Raw genomic sequence first — 20,838 nt, 5'->3', positions numbered from 1 at the left:
CAGGAGTCACAACGTCAAGCTTGTCCACTAAACTTAGAGCCGCTGTAGCCACCCATTCGGATTGTATGTGGCGTTGCGCCCGTAAAAGTCGCAAAGTTCGGTGTCGAGACGGTATCCCGCGCCTTCTCGCGCAAGGAAGTCCGCGACGGCGCGATTGGGACCATTTTCGTACTGAATATACTGCTCGCCGGGGAGGTGAGCGACCACGCCATCCTCGACGACGATATAATCGCCCGTCTGTAACAATGGATGGAAGAATTCGAGGACGGCCAGTGAATGACGGTAGAAGTGGCTGCTGTCTTCGATCACCAGCCAGGGCCTGGGCGCTGCGGCAAGCAATTCTGGGGGAAGGCAGGCCCCCAAGTCTGCCGCATCGCCGACAACTACGTGTATCCGTGGATCCTCATATGGTGTTTGAGGATCCAGATCGACGGTGACGACCCGAGGCGTGACACCGTGAGCGGCCATCATATCAGCAAACCACAGGGCCGATCCTCCGAAACGGCACCCGATCTCCACAATCGTCCGCGGGCGCAATCTCGAGAGCAATTGGAGATAGAGCCCAATGTCGAACGGGCTTTTGAGGAACGGCACTCCTCGATAGACCGAGCGCATTACACCTCCCTGGATCCCGTCGAGAACCAGGCTCGGTACATTGGACGAGAAATCGCGTGGGCTGCTGCCGGCAATCACCGGCATAGCGGACAGTCGCGGCTGGCGGGGAGGGGCTGCAAGTCGGTCCAAAGACTCGCGTAGAGACGGCAGGCTCGCGGGATGAGGGCGCCCGACGAGTAACGGTTCCACTTCGGGCGGTGCGTACGGCTTGCCGCGAATGGCGACATATTCGTCATGGAAACGGTCCCAAGGGGATTGCGCGGCATTAGTGGCAACGCCGCCATGCACCTGATGGAACGTCGCCTCCCCGATCAGTAGAATGATGCGGTTAAGCGGATCGGCGCAGAGCCGCTCCCAGATATCGAGATTGGCCAGGCCGCCGCCGGGCGTAGCGAAACGCGGATCATAGCCGCCCAACTCCTGCCAATGCGTCCGCGTGAGGAACAGGGCGTTGGTCTCGGCGGGCGTCACGAACCATCCATTTTCCGAGGATCCGGCGAAGGTGGAAATGTTGAAAAGCCTGTAGGGGTCTTCCTCCCAGTCGCTGGAGGCGAGCAGTCGATCTTCGACCCCTTGATCATATCCCGCGAGCACGCTTCGCATCTGCACATCCGGACCAAGATGAAAGGCAAGCGTGCCGACCACCGCACGATCGTGCAGTCGTGACGCTTCGCGCGCGGTTGCCAGCAGGCGCGGCGAAGCCATGCGGGCACCGTCGATCCAGACACCGACCAGATCACCGCGCGCTTGCTCTATCGCGAGGTTAATCGCAGGGACCGGCGACACGGTAGGCTCCGCTATCGCGACGAGACGAGCGTTGGGCGACCATTCCGCTACTTGATCTGCCGTCGGCGGATCCGTGGAGCCGTTATCGACGACCAATATCTCATAGTCGCCTTCGCCGATATCACGCTGAAGCGCGGGAGACAGGCTGCGGATTGTCCGGGGCAATTCCCGGCCCATCTCGTAGCTAACGACAATCACCGATAGCGAAAGAGACCCGTTCATAAATCGCCTGCCATGGCTTTCGACGGGCTGCCTGTGGCGGCGAAATGACGCAAGGCCTCGATCCGGGCTTCTCGAGACGCGCTCGCGAGATCGGTACGGAAAATGTCATACGCGGGTGTCGATGGCGATATCGCGTCGCTCCGCATCACTATCGACGACGGTGGATCACCCATCGCAAGCGCTTCGCGGACAATGGGATTGTAGTTTTCCCAAAGAACGCGATTGGCAGGATCGAGGCCGGTTACCAACAGCAAGCCCGACGGTGACGTATCAAGCAATATCAGGGTGAGATCGGGGCGCCAGCGTTGCAATATGGGCACCAATCGCCACACATCCCCGGTCCATACGCGAGTGCGGCGCAGTCGTTCGGCTTGCGCCGGGTGATTGGGCAGGACGTCGTCGACGACGAGGATAGCATTCGGCCCGACGACGCGTTCAATATTCATGAAATCACGCAGAGCCGCTTCAAATAGATGTAGCCCATCGATAAAGGCGAGGTCCACCGGCTCCACAAAGATCGTACTGGCATGGTCGGCAAAGAAATCATCACTCATTTGAGTGAAGACACGTGTGGAGCTCGGCAACTCTACCCGAATCTCCGGTGCTGGATCGACACCGATCGCCGCTCCTTGCGCCAAGGCAAGGCTGCGTCCGAAACGTATTCCGATCTCGAGATAGGAACGTGGTGCCAGTATCTGGTGCAGATCTGCCAAGACATGAATATAGTCGCGCTGCCCTTGCGTCCGCTCTTCCTCATCGGTGCCGGGGGGGATGCTCGCCGGGTCGATGGCAACAGGTTCCGCCAACGGTGCGGACGCCGGCGGCGGACCGTGGCGTGCGAAGACACCGACCAAATCCTTCCAGGGGCCCCGTTCGTCCAGCCAAAGGTCGACCAGCTCGCAATGGGTGTAGCGTGCCAAGGCACGATAGGCATCTGGATAGAAACGATAGCAATCGACTGGATAGCGATGCTCCGGCCCTGCCGAGGGCGCGATCAGGAATATGAAACCTCCAGGGCGGAGGACGCGCACCATTTCGGCAAAGGTCAGCCAGAAAAATTCGCAATGTTCCAGCATCTGTCCGGAAATGACGATGTCGATCGAGGCGTCGTCGAGCGGTAGTCGATATGGGTCCTCCAGAACCAGGCGTACGCCCGGTCCGGCAGCTATATCGGCCGCGGTATAGGCGTAACGGGGATGCGCGAAGATTTCGCGGTAGCTTCCGTTGACATCGGAGCCGCCAATATCGAGCACGCGTACGCAGTCCTGCGTCTCCAGCGCGTTTCCAACAACGTGGCGCGCATAGCATCTGCGCATATTTTCCATGGAGGAGGCGTGCATGCGGCGACGTGTCCCGTTGTGGCAAGGAGAAGGCGCCGATGCCTATCGCGGGCCGCAGCTCGAGAAAAGAGCGATGGCCGGTTCGTAGCAAGATCTCGAGGATGCGGGGCATCCAGCTCGACAACGCAGCGACCATCATTTGGGTCAGGCCCATATGATGGTCGCGCAAAACGTTGTTCGGATCGCGGTGGTTATTTCACCGGGATGGTTGCCGAGAAGGCGCCGTCGGCGCCATTGTTACCGTTGACGCGATTATTCCCGTAGGAAGCTAGGACCCCACCGGCAGCGGGAAACAGCCCGGCGACATTGCCGAAGATCGTCGAATTGCCAACAAGCATGCCTGCATTGGCACCGCTTACCGCCAAGCCTTTGTTGCCGTTGGCGGAAACGGCAACATTGTCGAGCAGTAACGTCACGTTAGCCGCGGTGCCGTTGCTGGTCGTGATGCCATTTTGAGTATTGCGGCTGACGACGCTGTCGCGGACGACACCGTTGATTTTGCCGGTCGTGGCGGACCCATCAGCAATGATGCCAAAGGTCCCGCCGGTGATCTGAGTGCGCGTGATTGTGACGTCGGTCGTTGCGGCGCCCGCCGGGCGGATATTGATCCCTGCAAAGGTGCCGCTCTGTCCGGCCCTGCTGATGATCGTATCGCTCACATGAAGCGCCGCACCGCCCGACGCCGTCATGTTGATCCCGTTGTTGGTAAAATTACGAATAGTGCAATCGATGACCAAAAGTGCCTTTCCGGCAATGAAATTGATCCCGGTGACGCCCGTAGTACCTCCTTCGATATCGATGCCGTCGAGCACGATCACATCGTTCGTGCCCGCATTGATATTGAAGCCAGTGGTGCCGCTGGCGAGAACGCCCGCTTGCCCCCCACCGGCACGGATCGTGATCGCCTTGGTGATCGTCAAGGTACCGTAGGCGCCGTTGTCGATGATGTTGATCTCGCCACCCGCCGCGGTCTTGGAGATCGCGCCAGCGAAGGTCTTGCAGGGCGCCGTGCGTGAGCAAGGATTGACGTCGTCGCCAACGCCGGAGACCCAGGTACGAGTCGCCTGGGCCAGGGCCGGAGTCGCGGAAAGAGTGAACAGGACAGCCAGGGCCATCGCTAACTTCATCCAGATTTTATGCATTTCATGCTCCATCTCAGATTTGTGTTGCGCAGACCCGAAATTGCTTCGACTTGTCGTTGGCCGATTGTCGGCAGGCAAACCTGAACCGAGAAGCGCCCGGATCATCCTCATAGGATTTCGCTCGCGCCAGTGGTTCATCGCCCCTCGGAAGAGACGACCGGTCACCGATATCACGAAGATATGACGGAACAAAGCGGCGAGCGCGCTCAAGTGCGTCTTAGTAACGATGATTCTACATGCGCACCGGTAGGACTGCTTCACCCAAGGCAGTACCTATTCCTTAAGATGATCTCACAAAGGAATAAAGTCTGCCTGGCCTGGGAGATCTTCTACGTCACCGGCACGGCGGATTTCATCCTGGTCGTGACCGCACGGGACAACGAGGCCTATGACGCGTTCATGAGCCGGCGGATCGCCGACGATCCCAATGTGCGCCGATTCACCACGGACGTCGCGCTCGGCGCCGGCAAACGCAGCCTTGGCGATCCCGATCGACCTGGCCGGTTGAACGGCGCGGCTTTCCCTGTTCCAGGGCGGATAACAGCGACGGAACAGGGAAGGGTTTTTTTCTTCGCTGTTATCGGGACGTTCAAGGGCGAAATTGTCTGGATTTTCCGTGTTATATCAATCGGATTCATGGCTTATCCCTGTTATTGGGATAACAGGGAAGCGAGCGGCGCGGAACAGGGATAGACTGTCCCGAACGGCGAGCCGGTTTCGGCGGTCTCTCGACGATGAGCGACCTGTCTGTCGTGCCAACGATTTCAAAGAGCGGCAGCGGCGTCGAATGCTGCGTTCGCCGGCACCTTGTGGCGATTTCCCGGAAAGTTGAATCGACAGCCGGTCACGGACCTGTCGAGCGTTGGATTGCTGAGCCGGGAGGCTTGCCCCGGGCGGGCAGGCCTCATGACTTTCCCCGCCGCTCGTTCGCTTTTCGGCAAGAATTGCAGGCTAGGGTGACCCGGCGCACTGGAGGTTGCCGTCCTTGATCGAGATCGAAGTCCAGAACGAGACGAATCAGACGCAGGTCGGGCTGCGCTTCGCTGCGGTCCCGCGGATCGGGGAGGGGCTGCGCCTGCGCCAGCCGGACGGCTTCTGGGCGTCCTATGACATCATCGACGTGTGGTACCAGAAGGCCGAGTTCGGCGAGATCTGGGTGCCCTATATCCATGTCCGCATGACCGAAGCGGACCAGGCCGTGGTCGCCGCCGCGGCAAGCCAGATTCTGAGCCAGAGGGAGCCACAGCCATTCACGGTCTGATCAAGCGCCTGGGGAGCGCCGCAGCCATCGGTCGCGCCGCGCCCCTTCCCGCGGACCCGCAGCCGCCCGAGGCAGCGCCGGCGCCCGTGCCGGCCGCGGCGCCGCGCCAGCCGCATTGCCTGCTGGTCGATGATTCGCGGGTGATGCGCAAGGTCGCGCACCGCATCATCGCCGGCATCGGCTATCAGGTGACCGAGGCCGAAAATGGCGAGGAAGCGTTCGCCCGGTGCCGGGCGGCGATGCCGGACCTGATCCTGCTCGACTGGGAAATGCCGGTGATGAGCGGGGTCGAGTTCGTCGCCGCGCTGCGCCGGATTGCGGGCGGCGCCGCGCCGAAAGTCGTGTTCTGCACCTCCAAGACGCAGACGCCCGACATCTATCAGGGCATCGCCGCCGGCGCCGACGAATATATCACCAAGCCGTTCGACGAGCAGGCGCTGCTGGCCAAGCTGCGGCGGATCGGGGCGGCGTAGCGGCCGATCCGCGCGGCCCGATCGGGGATGAGCGCTATTCCACGGGGAGGTTGTTGGGCGCCCAGCGCATCTCGATGATACCCGGCGAATCCGAATTGTAATTGACGTAATGCCAGGCCGGCGTGGAGGAATAGAGCTTCAGGCTGTAACCGGACCCGCCCTGGTCGGTGAAGTCGAGCTGGAACGTGCCGGACCCGAAACCCGATGGGCCCTGGCCGAACACCCAGATGCCATAGGCATAGTGTTCATACGCCTTTGGCGGCTGGTTGGTGACATAGGCGCAGGTGACCACGGCGCCGGACGGCCCGACCACGCAGCCCTGCAGATCGCTGTTGCCGTTGATCGCGAGCCAGCCGGCCTCAGGCAGCAACGGCGTCGCGCCGAGCGCGGAGCCGCCATCGGGGTCCGCGCAGGTAGTGGATGTGAAATCCGCGCCAATGCCGTTGGGCTGGTCGGTCGGGGGCGTATCGCTCATAAGCACCTCCAGGGGCTCGCCATGGCGCCGGCGTGGCGACAGGTCGCGGCCGGGCCGCAACAGGCCATGGCCGGGCGGAGCCTGTAAACCCGGATACTGGTTAAACAGCGGGATCCGGTTCTATTTCGTCGCCTGCGGGATAGAGCGGCGAGCGTTAAATCTGATCCGTTCGTCCTGAGTAGGGATCGAGGTGCCGAAGGCGTATCGAGAGCCCGTATCGAAGGACAGGTTGTCGCGCGGAACCTGTCCTTCGATACGCCCTCTCGATACGCCGCTGCGCGGCACCTCGATGGCTACTCAGGACGAACGGGTGTTGGTGGCTCCGATGTGATGCAAGCTACTTCTAAACCGCCGCGTCCCTCATCCTGAAATGGAACAGCCGGCTCGGCCCGTCTTCGGGCACGAGGAACAGGTCGCGGCCCTTCACTGCCATGCCTTCGCCGGTATAGGGCCTGGCGCGGTCGGTGACGCCGGTGCGGGCGGTCCGGACGAGCTTCATCGACGGCCAGTCGATCCAGTCGATCGTGCCGCTGAGCGGCGTCACCACGCCGCCCGCGACGAGCTGGCCGTCGACGAACTTGATGTCCTGATAGCGCGTGGGGAAGGGGTTGGGCACGACCCGGACCTGCTTCCCGCTGGCCAGATCGAAGATGCGCAACAGCTGGCTGTCCCAATTACCCGCGACGAGCGTGTCGCCCGAGACCGCGACGCACCCGAGATGATCCGCGACCGGGATCCTGCGGCGAACCGCCAGCGAGCCCGTGTCGATTTCCATCAGCGTGGCGGAGCTGTTCGCGGTCATTTCCGCGACGGCCACCCAGATCGACCCGTCATGCAGCGACAGCCCGCCCGGATGATAGCGCGGGCCGTCGGTCAGCTCCAGCCGCCGCAACAACCGGCCGCTGCGCCGGTCGAACTGATGGAGATAGCCCTTGTGGCCGGCGAGATCGACCGAAGTGACCCAGATATGACGGCTGTCGAGATCGACGCCCTGGATGTGGAACAACTCCCCGTCGAGCGGCAGGGTGCCGACGAGCTGCGCGTTCTGGATCGGATCGCTGCTCTCCTGCTGCGCGACCGCCGCGGTCAGGCTCAGTAGGACGAGGGAGAGGGCGGTCAGGGCGGTCCGTATCGTCTTGCGCGGCATATCGTGTCGCTCCCGGCTTTCGGTTCATCCGCACTGGATGCGCGCCCGGTAGCGTCGGTTTGCGACGGTGGTGTGAATGGGGTGGCGAAGGGTGATACCGACCGCCGGGGACGTCGCGCGCGGGCCCGGCAGGCTTCGGCCGCGCAGCCCGATATCCGACTGGCATCGCGCCCTAAATTCTTCCATGCTGCGATTTCAAACCGGGGGGAAGACGATGCTACGGAAAATCACGGCACTTGCTTGCGGCCTGCTTGTCGTCGCGGGCGTGCCGGCCTCAGCGAACGCGCAGGCCGAAGATCCGCTGGCGCAGTGCCTCGTTTCCCATACCAGCCCCAGTGACCGCAGCGCCCTCGTCAAATGGATCTTCTCGGTGATGGCGGCCAGCCCGGAAGTATCGTCCATGTCCTCGATCACGCCGGCGCAGCGTGACGCCTTGTCCAAGGCCGCCGGCATCATTTTCACCCGGGTGCTGACGGTCGACTGTCGCGCCGAGGCGATCGGCAGCATCAAGGCCGGCGGGACGGACGCCCTGGAAAAGGGTTTCCGGGTCCTGGGCGAGACCGCGATGACGGGCTTGATGAGCGATCCGGCCGTCGAGAAATCGATGGTCGGGCTGCTGGCCGGGATCGACATGCAGGCCTGGGCCACCCTGATGATCGATGCGGGGGAAGGCCCAGGCAAGAAGTTTCAGAAGAAATAGGAGTGACGGGTTCCCGGCAGGGCGGCGGCGGCTCGCGGGAGCGTCGGTGTGGCGCTGGGGCCGGGGAGCCGGGCGCGGGATGCCATAGCCGGGCGGGGCGCGTAAGGCCGGACCGAGGATAAACAGCGGGAGCTGTTCTATCTCTGTCGCCACCGGATCGCTTAAGGGCTAAGCGACCTGACACCGCAATTCACTCGGCCGAGTGAAGCAATCGGCATGGAAGGAGAATTGCGATGGACGAGCAATGGGACGGGATCGTCGCCCGGGCCACGCTGAACGAGCGGGGCACGGTCCCGCGCTCCGCGCTGGCGACGTCGCCGGACATTATTCTCGCCGGCCCGGTCCCATTTCAGGATCCCGGCTTGCTCCTCGATCCCGGCAACTATGGCAAGGTTTATGACAACGGCCTTCATGTCGGCTGGCCGAACTATCTTTATGTGCGGGGAAAGAACTGCGCGCCGGATGCGCAGTCGGGCTGGTGGAACCTCTTCTGGGCGAGGCCGAACATCCTGCTCTATCCCTGGCTGTGGGAACAGAACAAGCTAGCCACCTCGTCGGGTGACCAGAACCCGCGCTTCGCGATCGGCCCCGGGGCGATCGGCGCCACCACCGATCCCTTCACCTGGGTACCGAGCGATATCGCGGAGTATTATTGCCTCATCGCGATCGCCGAAACGCGCGAACATCGCGATCCGCTGAGGGGCGTCCGCGATATATCGAGCCTCGCTGCGGCACTGTCGCGCAACGCGAACGTCGCCCAGCGCAATGTCCATTCGATCCGCGGAGACGTGCCTCAGGTCGCGTTTGAATCGGGTTATAATCAGGGCGACGAGCAAGCCCGGGTCGACTTCTCGGTGATATTCGAGAACATCCCCAAGGGCAGCAGCTACACCATTTCATCGGGAACGCCGCTGAACGGTCAGGTGCTCGGCCATCGCGACACCAGCACGAACGCCAACAATTTCACCCATGCGTGGGCCGATCTCGACATCCCGCCGCAATGGAGCACGCGCTTTACCTGCGCGATGACGTTCGGGGGCGACTGGTCGGGCATTCCCGCGGGCCAGAAACCAAAGGTCACGATCCGCGCCGATCTCCTCCTGGGTGCGGGGGAGCAGCTTTACGATATCGGATTCGACCTGGCTCCGGATCCGCGCACCGGTCAGCCTCGCCGGGGTCGCCGGGGTGAGCCGGTACGGGCGCTGACGGCGGGCTCGTTCGGTATCGTCTGCCCTGACCTCGGATCCTGACGCGCCGCCGGGCTGACGGCGGCTTTCCGGTGGCTGAAAGTGCAACGTCACCGGGATTTCGAGATCGGAGGCATTGGGCGGTTTCGACCGGCCTGATGAAGTCCCCCGCCTTGACCGGCTTCCAGTCGAGCAGCTGCCGCCAACGCGATGCGGGAGATCATCTTCCCCTTTTTCGCCGCGTTCGAGCGGACCGAGACGGTCTTGCCCCTGGTGAAGAATGTGGCGCTTTGGCCGAAGTCGCTCGTAGAATATCTTCTCGTCGCCGCCGGGCCCGACGCGGCGAGCGAGGCGGGCGCTTCATATCTGGCCGCCGATCCCCTTGTCAGGCGCCGATTCGAAGGGGCGTTGCTCGAATTGTCGCAGAATAATGTAGTGAGTCCCCAGGGCGATCTTGCCCGCGATCTTGCGGCTCTATCGGTTGCGACTGGCTTACGATTTTCCGAACAGCGCGGCGATAATTAGTAAACTGGCACCGTAATTCTTTGCCTCCGCAGCACCGTATAACCGGGAAGCGTGCAATTACCCCTGAACGCAAGGGCCTCACGCGATAGCCTGTAGCCCCTTGGCCTTTACCAGGTTGAGCAGCTTGAGCGATGGACCATCTGGTCGCTTCTCGCCCCGTTCCCATTTGCTGACGGCGTCCTTCCGCACATTCAGATATCGCGCGAAGACCGGCTGGGAGACCTGCTCGCGTTCGCGCAGGGCGCGGATTTCCACCGGGCTCAGGGGCTCGACAGGGGTGAGGCACAGTGCGTCGAACTCGCGCATCGTCGCCTTGTCGACCAGTCCGATCTGATGCAGCCCGGCAGCAGTCTTGTAGACCGAGGCCAGGATGTCGTTTTCAGCCTTGTTCTTCGTCGTCACCGTCCGTCACCTCGATCAATTGCCCGGCGTCCATCGCCACGCCTATCTCGTCCGTGGAGAAGGCTAGAAATATCTCCGCCAGACGCTTCAGCGCCTTCAACTCCACGGGCGTAACATTCGCCTTGTCGTTCTTCGCAAAACCGTGTGCGAAGAAGCTGTGCCCGCCGACCCTGAACAATATGATGGTGCGGAAGCCGCCGGATTTGCCGCCGCCCGGGCGGGCAACACGCTGCTTGAACACGCCTCCGCCGAGATCCGCATCATAATGGCCCTCGGCAATATCGGCCGCCGCTTCCATCAGACCGGAGTCTTCCAACCGAGCCTTGCGGGCAAAGCGCGCAAACTGCTTGGTCATGTAGACGCTCATGGCCGGACAAGCCCATCATGGCGCATAGTGTAGTCCCTGGAGCTATAGATTTCAAGCCGGCGCCCGATGCGGTTCACCCCAAACTCACAAAACTATCCATCACCCGCTTCCGCCCGGCGCTCTCGAAATCGATCTCGAGCTTGTTCCCCTCGATCTCGGCGATCGAGCCGTATCCGAACTTCTGGTGAAACACCCGCATCCCCACGGACAGGTCGTCGCGCCCCTTGTTGCCGATGCTCACCGCGCTGGCCCGCGCCTCCACCACCCGTGAAGGCTCGCGCGTAAAGGTGCGGCTGGTGAATCCGCCGCCATTGGGCGCCACGCCGGCCGCGCGTTGCCAGCCCGGCCCGCGCCCGGTCCCGCGCGCCACGTCCGCGAAGGGATCGGCGCGTTCGGACCAGTTGGCGCGCCACAGGCTTTCGCCGCCGCTCATCGAATTTTCCTGCTCGATATGCGCATCGGGCAGTTCGTTCACGAAGCGGCTCGGGATGCTCGAGGTCCATTGGCCGTAGATGCGGCGATTGGCGGCGTGGAGGATGATCGCGCGGCGGCGGGCGCGGGTGATCGCGACATAAGCGAGGCGGCGTTCCTCCTCCAGCGAGGCGATGCCGCCTTCGTCGAGCGCGCGCTGCGACGGGAACAGGCCTTCTTCCCAGCCGACCAGGAAGACGGTGTCATATTCCAGGCCCTTGGCGGCGTGGATCGTCATGATCGTCACCCGCGCCTCGCCCGCCTGCGCCTCGTTATCCATCACCAGGCTGACATGCTCGAGGAAGGCGCCGAGAGTCTCATACTCCTCCATCGCGCGGATCAGCTCGGTGAGGTTCTCCAGCCGGCCGGCGGCCTCGGCCGATTTCTCGGCCTGCCACATGCCGGTATAGCCGCTCTCGTCGAGGATCTGCCGGGCCAGTTCGGGATGCGGCATCTCGCCCGCCATGCCGCGCCAGCGCGCCATGTCGCCGACCAGATTGCCCAGCGCGCGGCGCGCCGCGCCGGTCAGCTCGTCGGTGTCGAGGATGCGCGCGGCGGCGACGGTCAGCGGCACATCCTCGGCGCGGGCGAGCTGGTGGACCTTCTGCACTGCCTTGTCGCCAAGGCCGCGCTTCGGCGTGTTGACGATGCGTTCGAAGGCCAGGTCGTCGGCCGGCTGCGCGACGACGCGCAGATAGGCGATCGCGTCGCGGATCTCGAGCCGTTCGTAGAAGCGCTGCCCGCCGAGGATCTTGTGCGGCAGGCCGATAGTGATGAAGCGTTCCTCGAACTCGCGCGTCTGGTGCTGCGCGCGGACCAGGATGGCGATGTCGTCGAGGCTCTTGCCCGCCCGCTGGCAGGACTCGATCTCCTCGCCGACGCGACGCGCTTCCTCGGGGCCGTCCCACACGCCGAGCACCTTGACCTTCTCGCCCTCGCTCGCATCGGTCCATAGCGACTTGCCGAGCCGGCCGCTGTTATTGGCGATCACGCCCGAGGCCGCGGCGAGGATGTGCGGGGTGGAGCGGTAATTCTGCTCGAGCCGGATCACCCTGGCGCCGGGGAAGTCCTTTTCGAACTTCAGGATATTCTCCACCTGCGCGCCGCGCCACGAATAGATCGACTGGTCGTCGTCGCCGACGCAGCAGAGGTTCTTGCTCTCCTGCGCGAGCAGGCGGAGCCAGAGATACTGGACGCTGTTGGTGTCCTGATATTCGTCGACCATGATATATTTGAAGCGGCGCTGATAGTCGGCGAGCACGCCGCGATCGCGCTTCAATATGGTCAGCATGTGGAGTAGCAGGTCGCCGAAATCGCAGGCGTTGAGCGCCTTCAGCCGGGCCTGGTATTGCGCGTACATCTCCCGCCCGCGGCCATTGGCGTAGAGCTCGCTTTCGCCGGCATCGATGTCGGACGGCGTCAGGCCCTTGTTCTTCCACTGGTCGATCAGCCCGGCGAGCTGGCGCGCGGGCCAGCGTTTCTCGTCGAGATCGGCGGCGAGGATGAGCTGTTTCAGCAGGCGCAGCTGATCGTCGGTGTCGAGGATGGTGAAATTGCTCTGCAGCCCGACCAGCTCGGCATGGCGGCGCAGCATCTTCGCGCCGATCGCGTGGAAGGTGCCGAGCCAGGGCATGCCCTCCACCACATCGCCGACGAGCCGGCCGACCCGGTCGCGCATCTCGCGCGCGGCCTTGTTGGTGAAGGTGACCGACAGGATCTCGGACGGCCAGGCCTTTTTGGTGAAGAGCAGATGGGCGAGGCGCGCGGTGAGCGCCGCCGTCTTGCCCGTGCCGGCGCCGGCAAGGACGAGCACCGGGCCCTCGGTGGTGAGCACGGCCTCGCGCTGCGGGGCGTTCAGGCCCGCGAGATAGGGCGGGTCGGCAGGGCTGGGCGCGGGGAGACTCATCGGTGAACAGGTAGGGAACGCGGGCGATGGGGGCAAGCGCGTGTTGGAGTGAGAGGGAGTAGGGCGGGATGCCGAGTCTTCACGCCGTCATTTTTCCTCGGCTACAAAGTGACCGCCACCTGGAGTCGCATCATCATGATTTCACGCCGAAACCTGCTCGGAGGAATGGCCGCCGCAACGATCCTGCCCGTCGGTGGACTGCGGGCCGCCGCAGCGGCGCGGCCGCCGGTGACCATCCCGATCGCGCTGGAGGAAGGCCGCGTGCTGGTGGCGTGCGGCGTGGCGGGGCAGGGGCCGTTCTTCTTCGCGATGGACACCGGCGGCGTGGTGGGCCTGATCCGGGACGATCTCGCGAAGCGGCTGGGGCTGGTGAAGAAGACGACCGCGTCGCTCGGCATCGGCGGGGAGAAACGTATCTACCCGATCTACGATGCGCGCGACTTCATCATCGGCGGCAGCCTGCGCGACGAGGATGTGGCGCTGGCGGGAACCGACCGGGTGTCGTTCGGCGACGACGTGTCGGGATCGCTCGCGGCGGGGGCGATGACCGCCTTCGACAGCGAGCTGGATTTCGGCAAGGGCGAGTGGCGCATCTATCGCGACGGCATCAAGGATCGCACCGGCTATGTCCGCCTCGCGTCCGAGATCCGGCATCACAATCTGGTCAACGGGTCCGCCTATATCTTCGCCGACGTGATGCTCGACGGGCAGAGCTATCGCTTCCTGCTCGATACCGGCGCGCCGGTCGCGGCGCGGCTTTATGGCCCTGCCTCGCGCAAGAGCGGCTTGTGGGACGATGCGAAGCCCTGGGTGCCGCTCGCCGCGCGCGGGGAGCATGCGAGCCGCCTGGTGCGCGCGGGCAGCCTGCAGATCGGCGATACGAGGTTCGATGCGCCGCTGGTCGTGGTCGAAAGCGGTTCGGCCGGCCGCTACGAGATCGCGGACGGCTATATCGGCCTGCCCCTGCTGCGCCGCCTGAACCTGGCGAGCGACGTCAAGGCAGGCATCATGTGGGTCCAGCTTAACCAGCTTCCGCCCGTTCCGGACCGTTACGCCATGTCCGGCATCTGGATCGACCGGAAGGGCGAGGGCATCGTGGTCGGGCAGGTCGGCCGCGGCAGCCCGGGCGAGAAGGCGGGCGTGCAGATGGGCGACGAGATCGTCGGCGAGCGGTTCGGCCCGCTGATCGGCAAGCTCGACGGGCGGCGCGGCGCGGCGGCGGTGCCGCTCTCGCTCCGGCGCGGCGGCCAAGCGCTGCAGGTGACGGTGACGCCGGCGCCCTATCTTTGAGATGAAAAGGGTGGCGGACCTGCCTCGTCATCGGTAAAGACGCCGCCCAGGACGAACGACAAGGGCTGCGAAGCCGACGGCCCCGGGAGGGGACGGGCCTTGTCATCAACTTGTCACACAAGCGCGCAAAGCGGTTTCACCATGGCAACGACATTCTCAGCGCTCGCCGATTCGGACGAGCGATCCTCTGGTGGGCCCCGGCTCGATCAGTCGATGCATCCTGCCGGCCGCTGGCTGTTTCTCGCGGTACTGCTCGGCGGCCTGGCCTATGCCGGGTTCAGCATCTTCCTCGATACCGCCCAGGTCGGCGAGCAGATGGCGACGGGCGTGTTCCTGTTCCTCGGTCTCGCGCTGGTGATCGCGCTCGGCTTCGAGTTCGTGAACGGATTCCACGACACCGCCAACGCCGTCGCGACGGTGATCTACACCAACTCCATGCCGGCGCATGTCGCGGTGGTGTGGTCGGGTTTCTTCAACTTCCTCGGCGTGATGTTCTCCAGCGGGGCGGTGGCCTATTCGATCATCACCCTGTTGCCGGTCGACCTGATCCTGCATGTCGGCAGCAATGCCGGCTTCGCGATGATCTTCGCGCTGCTGCTCGCGGCGGTGATCTGGAACCTCGCGACCTGGTATGTCGGCCTGCCCAATTCCTCCAGCCATGCGCTGATCGGCTCGATCCTGGGGGTCGGCTTCGCCAACCAGCTGCTGTCGGCGAGCAAGGGCGGCACCTCGGGCGTCGACTGGAGCCAGGCCTACAAGATCCTGACCGGGCTGTGGATGGCGCCGCTGATCGGCTTCTTCGCCGCGATGGCGTTGCTGTTCGTGATGAAGCTGGTGCTGCGCAACCCCAAGCTCTACCGCGAGCCGGAGGCCAATGCGCCGCCGCCGCGGGGCATCCGCGCGCTGCTGATCGCGACCTGCACCGCCGTCTCCTTCGCCCATGGCGGCAATGACGGACAGAAGGGCATGGGCCTGATCATGCTGATCCTGATCGGCTGCGCGCCGACCGCCTATGCGCTCAACCGCACCATGCCGGAAAGCGCGATGCCGGCCTTCGTCGCCAGCGCGACTTCGGCCGGCGCCGCGTTCAGCGCCCACTCCACCAGCGCCGCCAGCAACGATGTGGGTGTGGCGCGCGATACGCTGACTCATGCGCTCCAGACCAAGCAGGCGGCGAGCCCGCAGGTCTATGCCGCGGTCGACACGCTGTCGCGCGACGTGAGCCAGCGGATCAGCGGCTTCGGCTCGCTCGACAAGGTGCCGGCGGCGGCGACGCCGAACCTGCGCAACGACATGTATCTGGTGCTCGACACCACGCGGCTGGTGACCAAGGATCCGGCGGCGGCGAAGACCTTCTCCGGCCCCGAGCTGAAGACGATCGACGGTTATCAGAAGCATCTCGAAGAGGGCACGCGCTTCATCCCGCTCTGGGTGAAGATCACCGTCGCGATCGCGCTGGGGCTGGGCACGATGGTCGGCTGGAAGCGGATCGTCGTCACCGTGGGCGAGCGGATCGGCAAGACTCACCTGACCTATGGCATGGGCGCCTCGGCCGAGCTGGTCGCGGCGGGCACGATCTTCGCGGCCGAACATTACGGCCTGCCGGTATCGACCACGCATATCCTGACCAGCGGCGTGGCCGGCGCCTCGGTCGCGAACGGCGCCGGGCTGCGCGCACGGACGATCGGCAGCATGGCGCTGGCCTGGGTGATGACGCTGCCGGCGGCGATGCTGCTGGCGGGCGGGCTCTACTGGCTGATGCTGACCTTGCTGGATACGTTCGCGACGCGTTGAGGAGTCCCTTTCTCAACGGGAGAGCGAAGGGAGGAGCGAAGCGACGAAAAAGGGTGGGGCGACCGCCTTCACCTCATACGTCATGCCGGACCTGTTCCGGCATCCATCGTCCCGCAAGCGCAACGAGCATTGTTTCTCCGGCACGATGGACCCCGGAACAAGTCCGGGGTGACGGACCGGAAAGGTAGTGCAGGCCATTTCGCCGGCTCTGCCGGAAGAGGGAATAGTTTCTTGACCGAAAGGATTGGCCGCGCGAACCAGTGGTCATGAACTCACTCCCCATGACCGCGCACAAGCGCGTGCTGCTCGCCAGCCTGATCGGCACCTCGGTCGAGTTCTACGATTTCTACATTTACGCGACCGCCGCCGCCTTGGTGTTCGGGCCGCTATTCTTCCCGGCCGAGGACCAGTCGGCGCAATTGCTGCTGTCCTATGCCAGTTTCGGCCTCGCCTTCATCGCGCGGCCAGTGGGCGCGGCGATCTTCGGGCATTTCGGGGACCGGATCGGGCGCAAGTCGACGCTGGTCGCTTCGCTGATGCTGATGGGCGGATCGACCGTCGCGATCGCGTTCCTGCCGACCTATGCCCAGATCGGCTGGGTCGCCCCGCTGATCCTGTGCATTCTGCGCTTTGGCCAGGGGCTCGGGCTCGGCGGCGAATGGGGCGGGGCGGCGCTGCTCGCGGTGGAGAATGCGCCGCCGGGCTGGCGCAACCGCTACGGCATGTTTCCGCCGCTCGGCGCGCCGGTGGGGTTCATCGCGGCGAACGGTTTCTTCCTGATCCTCGGCGCCACCCTGACCGATGCGCAATTCCGCGACTGGGGCTGGCGGCTGCCCTTCCTCGCCAGCGCGGTGCTGGTCGCACTGGGGCTGTGGGTGCGGCTGAAGCTGACCGAGACTCCGGCCTTCCTCGAGGCAGCAAAAGAGGAGAAGCTGCCCAAGGTGCCGATCGTCACCTTGTTCCGCGATCATCTCCGCCCGACCATGGCCGGCATCTTCGGCGTGGTAGCCTGCTTCGCGCTCTTCTACCTCGCGACCGCCTTTGCGCTCGGATACGGCACGACGACGCTCGGCCATAACCGCCAGGCGTTTCTCGCGGTCGAACTCGCCGCGATCCTGTTCCTCGCGCTTGGCGTGATCGTCGCGAGCGTGCTGGCGGACCGGCACAGCGCGACCGCGATGCTGCGCTGGGGCTTTGCCGGCGCCGCGATGGCGGGGCTGCTGATGGGGCCGATGCTCGGCGCGGCGTCGCTGTTTGTCGTGTTCCTGTGGCTGGCCTTTGCGCTGTTCGTGATGGGCTTTGCCTATGGCCCGCTCGGCGGCTGGCTGCCCGAACTGTTCCCGGCCGAGGTGCGCTATACCGGCGTGTCGATGACCTTCAATGTCGGCGGCATCCTGGGCGGCGCGATGGCGCCGATCGTGGCGTCCTGGCTGGCGGCCAAGGGCGGGCTGGGGCTGGTTGGGGTCTATCTGCTGGTGGCGGGCCTGCTCAGCTTTGGCGGGCTGGCGCTGCTGCGCAAGGGACGCGCGCCTTTGGTGTAACCGTCATGCCGGACTGGTTCCGGCATCCATGTCTGCGCAAGAGCCTCAACTGATGGGTGTGCGGCACGATGGACCCCGGAACAGGTCCGGGGTGACGTAGTGAGTAGGGCTAGCCGGCGCGGCGCAGCAGGGTGATCTTCATCTTGCCGTGCGTGCGTTCGGCATCGCTCGTGAAACCATCGACCTCGACCGTCTCGGTCTTGGCGGTCTCGATGCTGATCCAGGTCGCATCGCTCACCCAGCCGAGCCGGTTGAGCCGGTCGAGCGCGACCATGCCGGCACCGGTGCCATAGGGCGGGTCCATCAGGATCACGTCGAGCGGCTGGGTGGCGGGCGGGAGCGCGAGCACCGACTGGGCGCGGACATCGGCTTTCGTGCCGAGCTTGGCGATATTGGCCTTGAGCGCATCGATCGCGGCGCGGTCCTGCTCGACGAAGATGCACGATCCGGCCCCGCGCGACAGCGCCTCGAGCCCGAGCGCCCCCGATCCGGCGAAGAGATCGGCCACCGCCAGCCCCTCGAAGCTGCCGAGGCGGCTGGTGAGCATCGAGAACAGCGCCTCGCGCGTGCGGTCGGCGGTGGGGCGGGTGGCGTCGCCTTTGGGGGCGATAATGGCGCGGCCGCGCCACAGGCCGGAGATGATACGCATGACTTATTTCCGGGTGCGGGGTTTGGGCTTGGGCTTGGCCCAGCCGGCCTTGGGACGCGGCTTGCCGGCGGGCTTGGTGCCGCGGGAGTCCGATGGCGCTTCGTCGCGGGGCGGGCGCGGCGGCTTGGCGCGGACGTTGCGGCCGAGTTCCGGGTTGAACACGCGGGCCGGGCGGGTTTCGCCCGGAGGCGCGGCCTTGCCGCCGCCCTTGGGTTTGGCGTCGTAGAAGCGCTTGGGCTTCACGCCCGCGGGCGACGGCGCCGGACGGGCAGCGCGTTCCTCGGCCGGGCGGCTGTCGCGCGGCGACCATGTCGCCGGCTTGTCGCCATTGCGTGGGGGCGCGGGCGCGCGGCGCGCCGGACGGACGTCGAAGGCAGCGCGATCCGCCTTGGCCGCGTCTTCGCGCGTGATGCGGGCAGCGGGGCGGACGGCACGCTTGGGCGCTTCCTGCGCGATCCGCGCGTCGCGGGCGGCGGCGGGGCGCTCGTCATGGCGCGGCGCGCGCGTCGTCCGCTGCGGCGTCTGCGCGCCGAGCCGGACAGGCGACGGCGCCGGGGCGCGGCGCTTGATCTCGGGGGGCGAACTCTCCGGCGTGATGTTCTTCGTCGGGTTCTTGCGGAAGGCGATCACATCGACCTGGCGGACTTCGCCGACCTCGCCCACCGGCAGGTCGCCCAGCACGAACGGGCCATAGCGCGTGCGGATCAGGCGCGAGACGCGGAGACCCAGATGCTCGAGCACGCGGCGGACTTCGCGATTCTTGCCCTCGGTCAGGATCATTTCGATCCAGACGTTTGCACCGGTGCGGCGTTCGAGATTGGCGTTGATCGATCCGTAGCGCACGCCCTCGATCTCGACGCCGTGGATCAATTCCTCGAGCTGCGCCTGAGTGACGGCACCATAGGCGCGGGCACGGTACGCGCGCTCGACGCCGGTCGCCGGCAATTCGAGCTGGCGCTTCAGCTCGCCATCGGTGGTGAGGAGGAGCAACCCTTCGGTATTGAGATCGAGCCGGCCGACCGGGACCACGCGCGGCAGGTCGTTCGGCAGCTTGTCGTAGATCGTCGGGCGCCCGCCGGGATCGCGCTCGGTGACGAGCAGGCCGCTCGGCTTGTGGTAGAGGAACAGCCGCGCGGGGGCCGCGGCCTGGACCGGGTTACCGTCGACGGTAACGCCGTGGAGCGAGGTGAGGATCGTTGCAGGCGTATCGATGACGGTGCCGTTGAGCGCGACGCGCCCTTCGGCGATCATGCGTTCGATTTCACGGCGCGAGGCGATGCCGGCACGGGCGAGCAGCTTGGCGATGCGCTGCTGCTCCTTGGATTCTCTGAAAATGGACACAGAGGCGCTGATACCGCTTTTCTTCGTGTCGACATGAAAAAAATATTGCGCCCGATCCCGAAGCCGCGCGTTAAGAGACGGATGCGTAACAAGGTCGGGGGAAGTTGCTTGCCCGGGCCCAGTACAAAGGCGGGCACCGGACGATGTTGTTCGGCAAAAAGAAACGGCGCATTTGCAGGGTGTTGATTGTCGAGGACGAGCCTCTCGTCGCGTTCGACACGGAACATTTCCTGCGCGAGGCGGAATTCGAGATCGTCGCGACGGTGGACCGCGTCGCCACGGCCGTGGAAGTGATTCGCGGCGAGGAGGACATCGATCTGGTGCTGGTCGACATCAGCCTGGCCGATGGCAGCGGAATCGACGTGGCGCACGAGGCCCATGGTGCCGGCATCCCGGTGCTGTTCGTGACCGGCGCGTGCCCCGAGGGGGCACGCGACGTGGCTGCGGGGTGCCTGTCCAAACCCTATGCGCAACGCGACCTGCTGGCGGCGATCAACGCGATCGAAGCGGTGATCGAAGGCCGGAAGCCGAAACGGCTGCCCAGCGGGTTCAGCCTGTTCGACAAGGCGGCCTAGGACCCTAGCCTTTGGCTCCTGGCCGGAAGGTGAGCCAGAGCGCCGATACGAGGAAGTAGAAGGCGCCGAACGCGGCATAGGGCGCCACATCAGTGATTCCCGGGGTAGCGCTGCCCAGCGATTGTTTGATGAAGAACCCGCCGGCGAGCGCGGACTGGGCACCGCTCAGGATCATGGCCCATTGCGCGCCATAGGTTTGCCAGCGCCGCACCCCCGTGGCGAGCTGCAACAGGCCAGCAAAGATCGCCCACAGGCCGAAGATCGCGAGCACCGCATGCAGGTTTCCGATCATCACCGCCACCGCGACCGCGGTTAGGGTGCTGAGGACCATGTTGAGCGCCTGGGTGCGATTGCGCGCCAGTCCGCCATTGCGCGTCGCGTCGATCAGGTTCGCCAGCGCGTCCCAGGCCGGATAGGCAACGAGCAGCGCAGCGCCGATCGCGGCGGAAGCCGCCCCGATCGTAAAGGCCGCCGCGACCCAGATGGCGGCGACCACGGCGCGCAGGAAATAATAGTTTCGCAGCCCGGCGGCATCCGGCGTGACGGTGCTCAGGGAATGGCGTTGTTCGATGCTCGACATGAGTGATTCTCTCTCTACCTTCTAGTAGGTAGGCGACTAGGCCCTTGCT

The 20,838-nt window shown here is 64.9% G+C and carries 21 protein-coding genes; 10 read left to right on the top strand and 11 right to left on the bottom strand.

What is annotated here, in order from left to right; all coding sequences use genetic code 11:
• Positions 1 to 33 precede the first annotated feature (33 nt).
• The 3 genes from ACZ1I2_RS17250 to ACZ1I2_RS17240 form a co-directional block, all read right to left on the bottom strand.
• Positions 34 to 1,623 carry a CmcI family methyltransferase gene (locus ACZ1I2_RS17250; RefSeq protein ID WP_465176407.1) on the bottom strand — a complete coding sequence of 530 codons (1,590 nt, stop codon included), beginning with the start codon at positions 1,621 to 1,623 and terminating at the stop codon, positions 34 to 36.
• Entirely contained in the window at positions 1,620 to 2,963 is a 1,344-nt protein-coding gene (locus tag ACZ1I2_RS17245) for a methyltransferase domain-containing protein (protein WP_465172931.1), read from the bottom strand. Before ACZ1I2_RS17245 ends, ACZ1I2_RS17250 begins: the two co-directional genes overlap by 4 nt.
• A 191-nt stretch (positions 2,964 to 3,154) precedes the next feature.
• On the bottom strand, positions 3,155 to 4,315 hold the full coding sequence (locus ACZ1I2_RS17240; protein ID WP_465176409.1) for a right-handed parallel beta-helix repeat-containing protein: 1,161 nt from the start codon (positions 4,313 to 4,315) through the stop codon (positions 3,155 to 3,157).
• A 75-nt stretch (positions 4,316 to 4,390) separates the two neighbouring features.
• Between ACZ1I2_RS17240 and ACZ1I2_RS17235 the strand changes: the two genes are divergently transcribed.
• The 3 genes from ACZ1I2_RS17235 (at position 4,391) to ACZ1I2_RS17225 (ending at position 5,839) form a co-directional block, all read left to right on the top strand.
• On the top strand, positions 4,391 to 4,798 hold the full coding sequence (locus ACZ1I2_RS17235) for an Lrp/AsnC ligand binding domain-containing protein (RefSeq protein WP_465176410.1): 408 nt from the start codon (positions 4,391 to 4,393) through the stop codon (positions 4,796 to 4,798).
• Positions 4,799 to 5,090: 292 nt separating this feature from the next.
• On the top strand, positions 5,091 to 5,366 hold the full coding sequence (locus tag ACZ1I2_RS17230) for a hypothetical protein (RefSeq protein WP_465172934.1): 276 nt from the start codon (positions 5,091 to 5,093) through the stop codon (positions 5,364 to 5,366).
• 86 nt (positions 5,367 to 5,452) lie between these two features.
• Complete coding sequence (locus ACZ1I2_RS17225; RefSeq protein ID WP_465176411.1) at positions 5,453 to 5,839, top strand: response regulator; 387 nt, start codon at positions 5,453 to 5,455, stop codon at positions 5,837 to 5,839.
• Between the two features lie 34 nt (positions 5,840 to 5,873).
• Here ACZ1I2_RS17225 and ACZ1I2_RS17220 read toward each other — a convergent pair whose 3' ends face one another.
• On the bottom strand, positions 5,874 to 6,314 hold the full coding sequence (locus ACZ1I2_RS17220) for a hypothetical protein (RefSeq protein ID WP_465176412.1): 441 nt from the start codon (positions 6,312 to 6,314) through the stop codon (positions 5,874 to 5,876).
• Between the two features lie 343 nt (positions 6,315 to 6,657).
• Entirely contained in the window at positions 6,658 to 7,461 is an 804-nt protein-coding gene (locus ACZ1I2_RS17215; protein ID WP_465176413.1) for a DUF6454 family protein, read from the bottom strand.
• A 91-nt stretch (positions 7,462 to 7,552) separates the two neighbouring features.
• Between ACZ1I2_RS17215 and ACZ1I2_RS17210 the strand changes: the two genes are divergently transcribed.
• The 3 genes from ACZ1I2_RS17210 to ACZ1I2_RS17200 all read left to right on the top strand — a co-directional run bounded on the left by ACZ1I2_RS17210 (position 7,553) and on the right by ACZ1I2_RS17200 (position 9,873).
• Complete coding sequence (locus ACZ1I2_RS17210) at positions 7,553 to 8,161, top strand: hypothetical protein (protein WP_465176414.1); 609 nt, start codon at positions 7,553 to 7,555, stop codon at positions 8,159 to 8,161.
• A 233-nt stretch (positions 8,162 to 8,394) separates the two neighbouring features.
• Entirely contained in the window at positions 8,395 to 9,411 is a 1,017-nt protein-coding gene (locus tag ACZ1I2_RS17205; protein ID WP_465176415.1) for a hypothetical protein, read from the top strand.
• Positions 9,412 to 9,558: 147 nt separating this feature from the next.
• Entirely contained in the window at positions 9,559 to 9,873 is a 315-nt protein-coding gene (locus ACZ1I2_RS17200) for a hypothetical protein (protein WP_465176416.1), read from the top strand.
• A gap of 78 nt (positions 9,874 to 9,951) precedes the next feature.
• Here ACZ1I2_RS17200 and ACZ1I2_RS17195 read toward each other — a convergent pair whose 3' ends face one another.
• From ACZ1I2_RS17195 to ACZ1I2_RS17185, 3 genes are all read right to left on the bottom strand, one after another.
• Positions 9,952 to 10,275, bottom strand: a complete 324-nt coding sequence (locus tag ACZ1I2_RS17195) for a helix-turn-helix domain-containing protein (protein WP_465176417.1) — start codon at positions 10,273 to 10,275, stop codon at positions 9,952 to 9,954.
• The gene (locus tag ACZ1I2_RS17190) at positions 10,253 to 10,630 is read right to left on the bottom strand and encodes a type II toxin-antitoxin system RelE/ParE family toxin (protein ID WP_465172941.1); all 378 of its coding nucleotides are present in this window, start codon (positions 10,628 to 10,630) and stop codon (positions 10,253 to 10,255) included. Before ACZ1I2_RS17190 ends, ACZ1I2_RS17195 begins: the two co-directional genes overlap by 23 nt.
• A gap of 85 nt (positions 10,631 to 10,715) precedes the next feature.
• Positions 10,716 to 13,019, bottom strand: coding sequence for an ATP-dependent helicase (locus tag ACZ1I2_RS17185; RefSeq protein ID WP_465176418.1), 2,304 nt, complete (start codon positions 13,017 to 13,019; stop codon positions 10,716 to 10,718).
• 165 nt (positions 13,020 to 13,184) lie between these two features.
• Here ACZ1I2_RS17185 and ACZ1I2_RS17180 point away from each other — a divergent pair, with 165 nt between their 5' ends.
• From ACZ1I2_RS17180 to ACZ1I2_RS17170, 3 genes are all read left to right on the top strand, one after another.
• Positions 13,185 to 14,309, top strand: coding sequence for a pepsin/retropepsin-like aspartic protease family protein (locus ACZ1I2_RS17180; protein WP_465176419.1), 1,125 nt, complete (start codon positions 13,185 to 13,187; stop codon positions 14,307 to 14,309).
• A gap of 141 nt (positions 14,310 to 14,450) precedes the next feature.
• Complete coding sequence (locus tag ACZ1I2_RS17175; RefSeq protein ID WP_465176420.1) at positions 14,451 to 16,103, top strand: inorganic phosphate transporter; 1,653 nt, start codon at positions 14,451 to 14,453, stop codon at positions 16,101 to 16,103.
• A 266-nt stretch (positions 16,104 to 16,369) separates the two neighbouring features.
• Positions 16,370 to 17,644: an MFS transporter gene (locus tag ACZ1I2_RS17170; RefSeq protein ID WP_465176421.1), complete on the top strand. Its 1,275-nt coding sequence runs from the start codon at positions 16,370 to 16,372 to the stop codon at positions 17,642 to 17,644.
• A 109-nt stretch (positions 17,645 to 17,753) separates the two neighbouring features.
• Here the strand turns inward: ACZ1I2_RS17170 and rsmD are convergent, their stop codons facing one another.
• Positions 17,754 to 18,293, bottom strand: coding sequence for a 16S rRNA (guanine(966)-N(2))-methyltransferase RsmD (rsmD, locus tag ACZ1I2_RS17165; protein ID WP_465172946.1), 540 nt, complete (start codon positions 18,291 to 18,293; stop codon positions 17,754 to 17,756).
• A 3-nt stretch (positions 18,294 to 18,296) separates the two neighbouring features.
• Positions 18,297 to 19,544, bottom strand: coding sequence for a pseudouridine synthase (locus tag ACZ1I2_RS17160; protein ID WP_465177120.1), 1,248 nt, complete (start codon positions 19,542 to 19,544; stop codon positions 18,297 to 18,299).
• Between the two features lie 233 nt (positions 19,545 to 19,777).
• On the opposite strand from ACZ1I2_RS17160, the gene ACZ1I2_RS17155 reads away from it, so the two are divergent.
• Entirely contained in the window at positions 19,778 to 20,209 is a 432-nt protein-coding gene (locus ACZ1I2_RS17155; RefSeq protein ID WP_465172947.1) for a response regulator, read from the top strand.
• A 4-nt stretch (positions 20,210 to 20,213) separates the two neighbouring features.
• Here the strand turns inward: ACZ1I2_RS17155 and ACZ1I2_RS17150 are convergent, their stop codons facing one another.
• Positions 20,214 to 20,789, bottom strand: coding sequence for a DUF308 domain-containing protein (locus ACZ1I2_RS17150; protein ID WP_465172948.1), 576 nt, complete (start codon positions 20,787 to 20,789; stop codon positions 20,214 to 20,216).
• Positions 20,790 to 20,838: the final 49 nt, after the last annotated feature.

The organism is Sphingomonas sp. BL-S-29 (assembly GCF_055521495.1).
Note: the sequence above shows the minus strand (reverse complement) of the source record. Positions and strands in the feature narration are given on the sequence as shown.